This window comes from Atopomonas hussainii (genome assembly GCF_900109735.1).
GTDB lineage: Bacteria > Pseudomonadota > Gammaproteobacteria > Pseudomonadales > Pseudomonadaceae > Atopomonas > Atopomonas hussainii.
The window spans coordinates 112,186-124,424 of sequence record NZ_FOAS01000010.1 but is presented as its reverse complement, the minus strand read 5'-3'; the positions used below and the strand labels follow the sequence as shown (position 1 = coordinate 124,424).

Here is a 12,239-nt window from a genome sequence, read left to right as displayed (position 1 = left end):
GAGGACACCGTCATGGCCCGCATGGTCAACTGCCGCAAGTACAAGCAAGAACTCGAAGGCCTAGACCGCCCACCCTACCCCGGCGCCAAAGGCCAAGACATCTTCGACAACGTCTCTAAACAAGCCTGGGACGAGTGGCAAAAGCATCAAACCATGCTGATCAACGAACGCCGCCTGAACATGATGAACGCCGAAGACCGCAAGTTTCTACAAGCCGAAATGGACAAATTCTTCGCCGGCGAAGAATACGCCCAAGCGGATGGGTATGTACCGCCGAGCGCTTAAGCGCTCGGCCTAGTACTCACTGCGTGCGCCAAACAGTTCTATTGATGTAATCGGTATAGCTCAGCACTACCCTGACCACCTGCTGAGAAACAGGCCCGCCTTCATAGTCTGGCACCACGGGAATGACTCGCTGGCCGACCTGCCGCTGACTAGTAACCACTTTCACCGCCTGCAATACCGCTTGCGCCTTAAGGCCGCTCATAATCAGCGTGCCCTGATCCATGCCCTCGGGCCGCTCATGGGCATTGCGCAGGGTCACCGCCGACAGGTCGAGTAACGAGGCCTCTTCGGTAATCGTGCCGCTATCGGAAAGAACGCAAAAAGCGTGCATCTGCAGCTTGATGTAATCGAGCAAGCCGAATGGCTTAGAAAAACGAATCAGCGGATGTTCTAACGACTCACCCAAGGCCTCTAGGCGCTTGCGCGTTCTTGGGTGGGTCGAAACAATCAGTGGGAAACCATACTCATCAGCCAAAGCGCGCAACGTAGCCAGCAAGTCGCGCAGGTTGTCTGGCGTGTCGACGTTCTCCTCGCGATGAGCACTGACGATAAAGAACTTGCCAGCCTCTAACCCCTCGCGCACGAGCACATCAGAAGCCTCGATCTTAGGCTTGTAGTAATCCAGCACCTCATGCATGTGCGAGCCCGTTTTGATGATGGTTTCGGGGCGAATTCCCTCGGCGATCAAGTAACGGCGAGCATGCTCGGTCAGCACCATATTGATATCCGACAAGTGGTCGAGCACCTTGCGGTTCAGCTCTTCCGGCACACGCTGATCAAAACAACGATTGCCTGCTTCCATATGGAATACCGGAATCTTGCGGCGCTTGGCTGCGATTACGGCAAGGCAGGTATTGGTATCACCATAGAGCAGCAGCGCGTCGGGCTGCTCTTGCTCAAACACAGCATCCGCTTTGGCAATCACTTCTGCGATGGTCTGCGCTGCTGTCTCACCAGCGGCACCGAGAAAATGGTCAGGCTTACGGATTTCCAGATCATCAAAAAAAACCTGGTTCAGCTCGTAATCGTAGTTTTGGCCTGAGTGCACCAGCACGTGGTTAACCTGGCGGTCCAATTCGGCAATCACCCGACTCATCTTGATCAGCTCCGGGCGGGTGCCAACCAGGGTCATGACTTTAAGCATTGAGCTGCTCCTTGATGTAATCGAGCTTGAGCAGCAGCTGCTTGATGCCAGGCACATCTAAACGCTCGGTATTGTGTGAGGTGTAATCGTCCAGCTCGGAGATTTTCTCCTCACCCTCGACAAAATACTTCTTGTAATTCAGGTCGCGGTTATCCGCTGGAATACGGTAATAGCGCCCCATATCCTCAGCCTTGGCCATCTCCTCACGGGAGACTAGTGATTCGTAGAGTTTTTCCCCATGCCGCGTGCCAATCACCCGCACCGGGTTATCGCAAGCTAACAGCTCTTTGAGCGCCTGGGCCAAATCGCCAACCGTTGAGGCCGGCGCCTTCTGCACGAACAGGTCGCCCTGCTGGCCATGCTCGAAGGCATGCAGAACCAGGTCGACCGAGTCTTCCAGCGACATCAGAAAGCGCGTCATCTGCGGATCGGTCACCGTCAGCGGCTCGCCGCTACGCAGCTGCTCGATGAACAGCGGAATCACCGAACCGCGCGAGGCCATCACGTTACCGTAACGGGTGGCGCAGACCACAGTACCGCCCTCGGGAATCATCCGCGACTTGGCGACCATTAGCTTCTCGGCCATGGCCTTGGAAATACCCATGGCGTTGATCGGATACACAGCCTTGTCGGTGGACAACACCACCACCCGCTTAACGCCGCTGGCAATAGCTGCGTTGAGTACATTCTCGGTGCCATTGACGTTGGTACGCACGGCTTCCATCGGGTAGAACTCGCAGGACGGCACCTGCTTCAGTGCCGCCGCATGGAAGATATAGTCCACGCCAACCATGGCTTGCTTCAGGCTGTCATAGTCACGCACATCACCGATGTAGAACTTGACCTTGTCGTTAGCCAGCGCAATGCGCATGTCCTCCTGTTTCTTTTCGTCTCGCGAAAAAATACGGATTTCACGCACTGCAGTATCGAGAAAACGCCGGAGCACCGTGTGACCAAAGGAGCCGGTGCCCCCAGTAATCATCAATACCTTGTTGTCGAACATAGAATAGAACCTTCCAAATCGGAGCCAAGGCACTGGGCTTAGCTCATATCATCCACTTAAACGTAAGCTCAGCGCTGGGCGTACATGCGCTTCACTAGCTCAGGCCAAGCTGGCGCCACATAACCGCTTGCCGCACTAAAGCGTGAGCCATCCAGAGAGCGGTCAATCACCAGCGCATCATCAGCAGCAATGTCGATCTGCTTGCCGTATTGAGCCGCCACTAAGCTGAGCAATGTGTACTTATCTACAGGCTGAGCCGCGACATGATACAGCCCCTGCAGCGTAGGGTCAGGCAACACAAAGTCCTTCATCACCCGCGCCAACTCAACAGTCGGCAGACCGGAAAAAATCGCCTTAGTGAAACCTTTCACGCGCCCCTGCTGGGCAAGAAACCAATCGACTAAGGCGTAATGACTATTCAGCTCATGACCAATAATCGAAGTTCGCAACGTCACCGCATGTGGCACATCATGCAACTCGCCAATAAACTTGGACTTGCCATACAAATCTTCTGCATCGGATATGTCGCTTTCCAGATACATGCCCTTGCGCCCAGAAAATACGCAATCCGTACTGACATGAATCAGCCGCGCCCCGCTCAGTTCACACAGCCGAGCCAAGCGGTGCGGCAGCATGGCATTGATCGGCAGCGCGGTCAGTGGATCGTTGGCGTCGGCCAAATGTTTGATCAAACCGACGCAGTTGATCACCACCTCCGGCCTGACCCGCGCCATCACGGCGGTCAGCGCATCCTGATCGAGCACATCGACCCCGCACAGCAGGCGCGCATGGCTCTCCTCGGCGAAGTGGCGCAGCGCCGCGGCGCTGCGCAGCGTGCCCCAGGTCTGGTGCGCAGCATCGCCACTGAAAACACGAAAGACGGCATTACCGAGCATACCGGTGACGCCTAGAACCAGAATTCGAGCCATTAATCAAAACCTTCCAAAGATCTCAAGGCCTGTAGAAAAAACGCAGGAGCCTATCAGAAAAATACAAAATCAGGACGTTCAGCAGGATTGACCCAAATAGCAGATAACTCTGCATTGGAACATAGCCGAAGCTGGTGTAACGGAAGGCTACCACCTGAGCGATCAGCGCGCAGAACACCAGATTCTGACCACCCAATCGATAGACTAGATACTCGATACCAGCAGCTAGCATCGAGAATGCCAAAACCGCGCAGAATAGGAAAAGGTAGGATCCGGGATAAAACAGAAAAGCGATAAAGCCCGGCAAGGAGACAAAATGCAAATCTCCGTCACGCGTATTGTCGTACGCCGACTCAACAAAATTACGATCGTAAAATGAGTTTGCCGAGGTATCGAAACGCTCCCCAAGCGCCTGAGCGAAGGTATCCCACCCCGTCTTGTTGGAGCCCACTACCGACATCACACCTTCAATACCAACCCAACGATCTAAAAATAAAATTGAAGTCTGCTCAACTACCGCCTGACCAACCTCCGCTTGCGAATACCCAGAATAAAATGCATTGGCCCGCAACCAATTCACCGAGACTACCGAAACTACAAAGAAGCCAACGAAAGCAACCAATGCAATACTGGCCAGCCCCAGCCGCAAGCGCATTTCAGAGCGTTTGAACTGGGCTACAGCACCGTACAAAAGCGACGATCCGTTGAGAATCATGCCGCGACTCCACAGCGAGATGTTAGACAGCGCAGCCTCCAGCATGGCAAGGCTGATCGCTACCCAGTAGCGCTCCCGATTCAGCTCAAATTCGAAACGCAGGATCAGCGCTGAAACCGAAGCCATTCCAAACATAAGTAGCCAAGAAAAAACGCCATTTAACCCCAATGGCAATATCACCCGAGCGACCTGCCCCCTCTGATAAAAGCCAAACCAAGCATTCGCTGCGCACACCAATACGACTGCAACGACAAACGTACAAAGCAATGTGCCACGGAAGCGGCGATAAAAAGCAAATATGCCCGCATACCCAATCTTTGGCATGCTCAGCGGATAGCTGAACCCCCAGCGCTGACGGACCAGGCGCCCCAACAGTATGGCTGCGAACGCACAGCAGACAACGAGCAGAGCTTTATCCAGCGATGCAGCTCCGCCATCAAAGTTACCAACAGATATGTTGAAGCGCCCCTCGGAGAGTGCAGTGCGCACGCTGAACTTCAACCAGAAGCCAATCCACAGCAGGACGCCAATAAAAGCATCGAAAAAGATCGCACCCCGGCCGAAACCGAAGAACAGCAGCGCAGTGGAAAGCGCCGTAAACAGCAGATAGATCCAGGCGCTCCCCTGGTACTCGACCAGCGTGCAGCCGGTGAGCAGTGCAATCAGCGCGAATACGACCACCCACACGGCCTTGATCAGAACTTCCCAGCGCATAAAACCCTCAGACACCCTTTTCGTTGAAAGCTTCTGGGCGTGCCGTCGGCCGCGCGATCTGCGCCAGCAGCAACCCCCAAAGGAAGAACATGATCACGCCAGAGTACGGCTGGCGCAGGCCGACCTTGAAGGCACTGTCGAGCGTGAGCATGAAGATGACCACCAGCGCCAGCCCCAGGGCCGGGGTGGCAGCCCAGAACGTACGCCAGCGCCGTAGAACCGCGACCAGGCTATACAACGCCAGCAGCACCAGCGGTAGCAGCCCGAGCAGGCCGAAGTTGTAGGCGAAGTCGAGATAATAGTTCAGCGCGCTCGGGTACAGCTCGCGCTGTGGCGACCGGGCATGGCCAAGCAAGGCGCTGGTCCAACTGCCGGTAATGCCATCGATGTAGAACGTCCAGCGCTCTAGGTAGCCGCCCCGCCCTTCCAGCACCCGCAGCGTCAGATCAGCGGAGGCCGGCAGCGGCGCCGATCCTTCGCCCTGCAGCAGAGCACGGACATACCAAAGCGCCAACAGAGCCCCCGCGAACGCAAGCAGCGGCAGCACCAGCCGACGCGCGTCACGCACGCCCTGCTGCAACAGGAACAACAACAGCCCGAGCGCAAGCAGCAGGCCGGCCAACAGCGACCAGGACAGCACCACATAAGCCCCCATCGCCAGCGTCACCCCCTGCAGCCAGCCGTCCAGCCCGGCCCGCCCCCACAGGCCGAACAACGCCAGCACATAGGCCGCAACGAACAGCAGCGGAACGTACTGCAGATGCTGGTAGATGCTGAACAGCCGCAGCGAGGGCGACAGTATCGGAGTGCCCGCCAGCAAGGTGGCCAGCAGCTGCAACGGCACGATCGCCAGCAACACCAGCAAGGCCGCACGCGCCACCAGCGCCTGGGCATCCTCGCGCCCGCCGAACTGCTGCCCGAGCACCAGGGCGAACATCGGCAGGATGTACTGGATCAGCAGGATCAGCTTATGCTGCCCCTCCCCCGCCGGCCCCAGCAACAGGCTGGTCAGCAACATGCCGATGAACACGAAGAATAGACTCAGCAGGGCCAGGCGCGCCTGCGAATAGCCCCCCAGCAACACCATCCCCAGGTAGCAGGCCAGCACCGACAGCGGGATCGGCAGCAGCGCCAGCACCCCGCCACTGCTGAACTCGTGCGCTGGGTCACGAAAGATGCCTTCCTGCAGCTGGAAGAACAGCGGCAGGAAAATCGCCAGCGCAATCAGCAGTAGCAGACGTCGCTGGCTGAACCAGCCGGTATAACGCTGCGCCAAAAGGCCATGCCGCTCGCTGGCGTAGAACATCCATGACAGCAGCGCACCGAGCAAATACAGCAGGGCCAGGGCATTCACCCCCAGGCCGTAGAAGACGAAGGGAATGCTCGCCACCAGCAGGATGTTCGCCAGGATGTCCGAGCCGAATACATCACCACCGACATCGTCCTGGATGATGCGCAGGCGGATGCGTTGCGCCAGCACCATGACCACGCCACCGGCCAGCGAGCAGCCCACCGCCAGCCAGAACAGCTGGCCCTTGTGAGTCCAGTCGAGCACCTGCGGCAGGCCCCAGACCAGCGCCACCAGGCCCAGCCCCGCCAGCAGCACCACCACCAGCATTAGATTGAACAGCCGCATCAGGCGCCCCGGCCCGGCGGAGCGCTGTTCATGGCGCACCATGGTCGGCCCTAGCGCCTGGGAGAACACCGCACCGAGGATGCCGCCCAGGGCGAAGGCGGAAAACAGGTCGCCCGCCACCTGCTTGCCCGCCACCAGCAGGATGAACAGGCGAAAAACGTACACCGAAACGCCGATGACCGCGGTCGAGCCGAAGTGCGGCAACAACAGGCGGATGCTCGGCAACAGCGGCATGGGATTACACAGGGCGCGACCGAGCAGGCCCAGACTGACGCAGCCGAGCAGCGGCGACAGCCCCCAGAGCAGAGTCATGGGTATTGCCAAGACGCCGCCATCGAGCAGCGCCAGCAACAACGCCAGACCCAGGCAGCCCTGGATCAACAGAAAACGCAGCGCCGCACGGCCCTGGTGATGCAGCTCCTGCTCGCTGAGAAAGACCTCCGCCAGCCACTCGGCTGCCCGCCGCACTACCAGCAGCAGTACGAATAGCCAGCCGCCATCGACCACACCGATACACAGCATGAAAGCCAGGACGCTCAGCGGCAACAGCAGCAGCAAGCGCAGGCGGAGGATGCCGGCCGCGCCGATCGTGCCGGACTCTGCCAGGATCAGGCTGCGCGCATTACCGGAGAAGGAGTAGAACAGCGCTACCGTGGCGCCGTGGATCAGGCCGAAGTCGGCCGCCAGGACCGGCTTGCCGAATAGGCTCAGGCCGATCATCACCAGCATCATGGCGAAGGTGTTGGCCATGAAGGCCAGCGGGAAGACCAGCAAGCGCATCAGCAGACCTCCCTGCGTACCGTCACGACTCGAACGGCATGCACGCGCATCAGCACTGCAGCAGCTCGACCAGTCGGCGCACCTGGCTGGTCATCTCGAAGTGGGCATCGAAATAGGCACGCCCAGAGGTGCCCATGGCAGCGCGCTCGCTGGCACTGAGCGCCTGCATGCAGCGGATGTTGGCAACCAGTGGCAGTACCTGCTCGGCCGGCGAAGCCAAACCGGCGCGCGCCTCACAGACCACCCGGGCACCCTCGCCGCTCATGCAGGCCAGGATCGGCCGCCCGGCGGCCAGGTACGCCTGGATCTTGCTGGGAATGGTCTGGGCAAAGGCCGGCTCGTCGTTCAGCGACACCAGCAGGGCCGAAGCACGCTCAAAGATCTGCGGCATGGCCTCCATCGGGAAACGCCCCGGCAACACCAGGTTGTCCAACCCCAGCGCCTGCTGCTGGGCCTTGAGCCAAGCCAGACGGCTGCCGCTGCCCACCAGCACCAGCCGGATACGCGGCTCGTCACACAGGAGGACCGCCGCCTGCACCAAGGTGTCGAGCGCCTGGGCGGTGCCCAGGTTGCCGGCGAACACCACGCAGAAGTGCTGCTCGAGCAGTTCGAGAAGCTCGCCAGGCACCGGCACCACGGCCTCGCTGCTTACATCCATGGAATTGGGATAGTACTGGATCTTCGCCGGGTCAGCATACTGCGCCACCGGCTCGACGAACGCCAGCGACTGCACCAGCAGGGTGTCGCACGGGCGGTAGATGGCACGCACCATCCAGCCCACCGCACGCAGCAGGTACGGATTGCGCACGAACCCGGTGGCTGAGAGGCTCTCCGGCCACAGGTCCTGCACCCACAGGGCCAGCTTCGCCTTCTTCAGCCACTTGAGCAGGATCGCCGGAATCGCTTGGGTGATCGGCGATGGCGCAAATACCAGAATTGCGTCGAACTGGCGCCCGCGCAGCATCCACGGCAAGCACAGCAGGCCGCCGAATACAAAGGACAGGTAATTGAGGATCAGATTCTTCGCACCACCCTGCCCGCGCGGCCACAGCGGCACCCGCAGTACCTCGATGCGCCCCAGGTAGCGTTCGCGCTGGGTACCCGCAGCGCGGTAGCCATCAAAGACCTTGCCGTCGGGATAGTTGGGCTTGCCAGTAGCGACCACCACCTCGTGGCCTTGCTCGTCGAGCGTACGCACGATGTTATTGATGATGAAGCTTTCCGGCCAAAAGTACTGGGAGAGCATGAGGATGCGCATGGCTCAACTACTCGCATTTGATGAAAGTACGCGGTGATAGAGGTCAAGCATGCGCGCCGCATTGACGTCGATCGCGAAGGTTTCCTCGGCCCAACTCTTCGCCTGACATCCAAGCTGACGGCGAAGGTCGGGATTTTCCGCAAGCCGCTGCAACGCATCGGCGATCAACAGCGGGTCTGGTTTCGGTACCGCCAGCCCAGTCACCTCGTGTAATAAAGCGTCCGGCAATGGGTCGTTCACTGCCACGACACTGGGCACCGAGTAGAACGCCGCCTCAAAGACCGGACGCCCCGCGGCATCCAGATGCGAGGGAAAGCAGAGAATATCCAGTTGTGGATAAAGTTCGCGGACATCGCTCACGAAGCCGAGCAACTTGATCTGGTCTTCCAGACCCTCGCGGCAGATCAGCCCCTCCAGCTCGCTGCGGACATCTCGCGCAAAGCCAAACTTGCGCAAAATCCAAGCCTTGAGTCCAGATATCTCCCGCGCGTTCTCACCCGCCACGAGGCACTGGATGGAAACGCCACGGGATTTCAGGATGCGCATCGCCTCGACCAGCTCGAAGATACCTTTGAGCGGAATCAGCACGCCGAGAAACCCGACCTTGACCGGCCCAACTCCGTCACCAGGGAGCTTCTCGACTGGCTGACTGGCTACCTCGAGGCCATTGTGGACGATGCTCAACGGAAGCTCCTGCTCCAGCGTGGCAGCGACAGTGTGATCTATCGCCACCACCGCATCGGCGTATCGACGCAGCAGCCCGTTAAGCCAACGGGTTCGCAGGCCGGAGCCCGGCTTACGCTGCAGCGAGCGAACATGCACCACCATCGGAACGCGCAGCAGCCATTTGGCGACGACACCCAACGGCAGCAGGGTGATCTCGTTGATATGGATCAGGTCGAAGGGTTCGCGCCGCAGCCGCCACAGCCCCGCCAGCGCAAACGGCAGCAGGAGTAACTCGCGTAACAAGATCAACCAGCGAACCTTGCGATAGTAGCCATAACGAGTATTGTCGAACTGACTAAGCCCCTTTACCGGATGAGTCCGCATGCCGGCTCTTTCGAAGGATTGGCAAACGGCTCCGGCAGGAGTGAGAACCGTCCCTCGGACCCCGCTGCCTTGTAACAGCCTGTAGAGCTCGATCAGGCTTTTGGATGCACCACCGAAAGCCGCAGCAGGATGCAGAAACAGAACATTCAAGTGAAAAACCCTTAACGGAAACGAGCTTGCAGGCCCTTGCGAACGGACTCAGGAAGCGCGCCGCATCTGATAGATCTTGCGAATGAAGTCCCAGGCGAAGCGCTCACTGGGATAAGCATCATGCGGCTTGCCTGGCCGCCGCAGATATTCCCCCAACTGGCCTTCAGACCAGCCCATCTTCTTGAGGAAATACTTGCGGTCCCTGTCGAGCTCCTCAGGCGAGGCGTAGGGAGAACCCTGGAGATGGGCGAGCGCCTGATCGCGAGTCATCTGGCCGCTCATAACCAGCGTCGAGAGATGCAACTTGCGCTTATCCACATCGAATTTTTCGGGGAGGATGTAGCCCTGATAGAAGCGCGTAAAGACCGATTCATAGTGCTTGTAGGGGTAGCGCTTGTAAGCGTACTTCTGCTCAAGCAGATCCAGCGCTGCTTCCTTCTGGTAGTCGTAGAGATCAAGAAATGACGCCCACTGAATTCCCTTCACGACGCGGTTATACACGTAACCGAGCGTGCCCATGATCGGGAAGGTGCGAATCCGCACCGAGTTGCGCCGGGCGATCGCCTTGATATTGCGCTTGTCCCACTTGCGCCAGTTCCAGCCCTCCGGCATCGGCATGCCTTCGGTCGCGGAGTTGCTTCCCGACAGTATGTATTTGATGCCGTAGCGCCGCGCCTGCTCGTAGTTCACCGCCAACATCGCGTTGTCGTAAAGCAGCTCCACGTCGATGACATCGGCGTCGAAGAATGCCTGCATCAGGCCCTTGTACTCAGGCCAGTCGATGACGTGAGTGTACAGATCGACGCCGAGACGGGTAACCAGATTCTTGATGTTGTTGACCGCGAGCTCGGAGTTCCAGTTGTTGTCCATGTGCACGGCGAGCGGCCGCAAACCCTCGCTGAGAGCGAGGTGCAGCACATAGGAGCTATCTACTCCTCCGGACAGACCGATGATGCAATCGTATGGCTTGCCCTTGCCCGCCTTTTTCACCTTCTCCACGAAAGCCCTGCGCTGCTCTGAGCGCTCTTGTTCGGGGGCAAATACCACACTGTTGACGCGCTGCTGGAAATAGGTGCAGTAATTGCAAACACCCGCGTCGTCGAAAGTGATTTTGGATGCGCTGTCGTCCATAACGCATCGCGAACAGATCCTGTGTTCTTTATGAAACATCCTTACCTCTGAAAAGCGACTCAAGCTCTGAATAGTTGGGATAGCTGATCAGTACCGCACGATGCGGCCCCTGCAGCACAAACAAACTGCCCGCTGCGACGGCGGAAGCGCCTGCCTCGATCGCCTCGACGAAATGCTCCAGCTTTGCTGCGCCACCCAAGGCTATCAACGGCACATCTACCGCATCAACGGCAGCCTTGATTAGACGCAGATCATATCCCTCCTGCATTCCGTCACGGTCCACGGAGTTAAGCAGTACCTCGCCAGCCCCGGCGGATACGATCGAACGGAGCGCTTGAAGCCAGTCCGCGGACAGGGTCCGACGGGAAGACGAGGACCATAGACGATAACGCCCCAGCCAGTCACGCTTGATATCAAGGGAAACAACCACGCTCTGGCTGCCGAAGCGCTGGGCGATCTCTGTGACCAGAGCCGGATTTTGCAGCGCCGACGTCTGCAGCACGACTTTCTCCACACCGGAAGAGAAGATTCGTCGCGCCTGCTCGATCGTGGATATCCCACCACCGTATCCCAGCGGCATGAAGCACTCGGCTGCAATGCTCTCGATCAGTGCATAGTCCGGCTCACGATCCTGCCGGCTGGCGTCGATGTCGAGCAGCACCAGTTCGTCCACTTCCTTCTCATTGAAGATGCGGATGGCATTGATCGGATCGCCGATGTACTTGTGCTTGCCGAACTTCTGGGTTTTTACCAAGCCGCCGTCGCGTAACAGCAGGGCCGGTATCACACGTTGCTTGAGCACCTCATACCTCCAGGAAGCGGCGGAAGAGTTCCATACCGAATCGATGGCTCTTCTCCGGATGAAACTGGAAGCCCCAAATATTGGCATGGCGAAAGGCAGCCACGAATGTTTCTCCGTATTCGCATTCCAGCAACACATCAGCAGGATCAGCGCATTCAACCCTGTAGGCATGCACGAAGTAGAAACGCCGCGGACTGGCCGAAGCCGGTAACAGCTCATCCGCGCGCACCTGCCGCACCTCGTTCCAGCCCATGTGCGGTACCTTCAGCCGCGGGCCGCTGGGACGAAAGCGCCTTGCCTGCGCGTCGATCCAGCCGAGCCCCGGCTCCTGGCCTTCTTCGCTGCCGCGAGTCAGCAACTGCATGCCCAGACAGATACCCATCAGCGGCACCTTGCGCTGATGCACGGCCTGCTCAAAAGGCGTGATCCAGCCCCCCTGACGCAAGCTGCCAATGCCGTGATCAAACGCGCCAACGCCCGGCAAAACGAGCTTGGTCGCACTGTCCAGCTCATCTGGCGTGCGGATGATGCGCGCCTCGCCACCCACGTGCTGGATCATATTGACGACCGAAGCCAGATTGCCGCAGCCATAGTCGATCACTGAAATTGTCTGTACGGCCAAGATTCACTACCGATCAAAGT

At 58.9% G+C, this 12,239-nt stretch carries 11 protein-coding genes; 1 reads left to right on the top strand and 10 read right to left on the bottom strand.

Annotated elements, in window-relative coordinates; all coding sequences use genetic code 11:
* The first annotated feature begins 12 nt into the window (after positions 1 to 12).
* Positions 13 to 285 (top strand): oxidative damage protection protein, encoded by a 273-nt coding sequence (locus BMX80_RS11320; protein ID WP_071870989.1) that lies wholly within the window; start codon positions 13 to 15, stop codon positions 283 to 285.
* Positions 286 to 301: 16 nt separating this feature from the next.
* On the opposite strand, the gene wecB is transcribed toward BMX80_RS11320, so the two are convergent.
* The 10 genes from wecB to hisH all read right to left on the bottom strand — a co-directional run bounded on the left by wecB (position 302) and on the right by hisH (position 12,219).
* Positions 302 to 1,429 carry a non-hydrolyzing UDP-N-acetylglucosamine 2-epimerase gene (wecB, locus tag BMX80_RS11315; RefSeq protein WP_071870990.1) on the bottom strand — a complete coding sequence of 376 codons (1,128 nt, stop codon included), beginning with the start codon at positions 1,427 to 1,429 and terminating at the stop codon, positions 302 to 304.
* Complete coding sequence (locus BMX80_RS11310; protein WP_071870991.1) at positions 1,422 to 2,432, bottom strand: polysaccharide biosynthesis protein; 1,011 nt, start codon at positions 2,430 to 2,432, stop codon at positions 1,422 to 1,424. Before BMX80_RS11310 ends, wecB begins: the two co-directional genes overlap by 8 nt.
* Before the next feature lie 68 nt (positions 2,433 to 2,500).
* The gene (locus BMX80_RS11305; protein WP_074868492.1) at positions 2,501 to 3,361 is read right to left on the bottom strand and encodes a dTDP-4-dehydrorhamnose reductase family protein; all 861 of its coding nucleotides are present in this window, start codon (positions 3,359 to 3,361) and stop codon (positions 2,501 to 2,503) included.
* A gap of 22 nt (positions 3,362 to 3,383) precedes the next feature.
* Positions 3,384 to 4,790, bottom strand: coding sequence for a hypothetical protein (locus tag BMX80_RS11300; protein ID WP_074868489.1), 1,407 nt, complete (start codon positions 4,788 to 4,790; stop codon positions 3,384 to 3,386).
* A 7-nt stretch (positions 4,791 to 4,797) separates the two neighbouring features.
* Positions 4,798 to 7,206, bottom strand: a complete 2,409-nt coding sequence (locus BMX80_RS11295) for a hypothetical protein (RefSeq protein WP_083394311.1) — start codon at positions 7,204 to 7,206, stop codon at positions 4,798 to 4,800.
* A 49-nt stretch (positions 7,207 to 7,255) separates the two neighbouring features.
* Positions 7,256 to 8,464 (bottom strand): glycosyltransferase family 4 protein, encoded by a 1,209-nt coding sequence (locus BMX80_RS11290; protein WP_074868486.1) that lies wholly within the window; start codon positions 8,462 to 8,464, stop codon positions 7,256 to 7,258.
* Between the two features lie 3 nt (positions 8,465 to 8,467).
* The gene (locus BMX80_RS11285) at positions 8,468 to 9,664 is read right to left on the bottom strand and encodes a glycosyltransferase family 4 protein (RefSeq protein WP_074868484.1); all 1,197 of its coding nucleotides are present in this window, start codon (positions 9,662 to 9,664) and stop codon (positions 8,468 to 8,470) included.
* Positions 9,665 to 9,712: 48 nt separating this feature from the next.
* On the bottom strand, positions 9,713 to 10,834 hold the full coding sequence (locus BMX80_RS11280; protein ID WP_074868481.1) for an N-acetyl sugar amidotransferase: 1,122 nt from the start codon (positions 10,832 to 10,834) through the stop codon (positions 9,713 to 9,715).
* Complete coding sequence (locus BMX80_RS11275; protein ID WP_074868478.1) at positions 10,824 to 11,597, bottom strand: AglZ/HisF2 family acetamidino modification protein; 774 nt, start codon at positions 11,595 to 11,597, stop codon at positions 10,824 to 10,826. The genes BMX80_RS11280 and BMX80_RS11275 overlap by 11 nt, the downstream gene beginning before the upstream one ends.
* 1 nt (position 11,598) lies before the next feature.
* Complete coding sequence (gene hisH / locus BMX80_RS11270) at positions 11,599 to 12,219, bottom strand: imidazole glycerol phosphate synthase subunit HisH (protein WP_235821637.1); 621 nt, start codon at positions 12,217 to 12,219, stop codon at positions 11,599 to 11,601.
* Between the last annotated feature and the right edge of the window lie 20 nt (positions 12,220 to 12,239).

Excerpts from the sequence above, each read along its gene's own strand:
- BMX80_RS11320 (WP_071870989.1), top strand. The coding sequence starts at position 13 with ATGGCCCGCATGGTCAACTGCCGCAAGTACAAGCAAGAACTCGAAGGC.
- wecB (WP_071870990.1), bottom strand. The coding sequence starts at position 1,429 with ATGCTTAAAGTCATGACCCTGGTTGGCACCCGCCCGGAGCTGATCAAG.
- BMX80_RS11310 (WP_071870991.1), bottom strand. The coding sequence starts at position 2,432 with ATGTTCGACAACAAGGTATTGATGATTACTGGGGGCACCGGCTCCTTT.
- BMX80_RS11305 (WP_074868492.1), bottom strand. The coding sequence starts at position 3,361 with ATGGCTCGAATTCTGGTTCTAGGCGTCACCGGTATGCTCGGTAATGCC.
- BMX80_RS11300 (WP_074868489.1), bottom strand. The coding sequence starts at position 4,790 with ATGCGCTGGGAAGTTCTGATCAAGGCCGTGTGGGTGGTCGTATTCGCG.
- BMX80_RS11295 (WP_083394311.1), bottom strand. The coding sequence starts at position 7,206 with ATGCGCTTGCTGGTCTTCCCGCTGGCCTTCATGGCCAACACCTTCGCC.
- BMX80_RS11290 (WP_074868486.1), bottom strand. The coding sequence starts at position 8,464 with ATGCGCATCCTCATGCTCTCCCAGTACTTTTGGCCGGAAAGCTTCATC.
- BMX80_RS11280 (WP_074868481.1), bottom strand. The coding sequence starts at position 10,834 with ATGTTTCATAAAGAACACAGGATCTGTTCGCGATGCGTTATGGACGAC.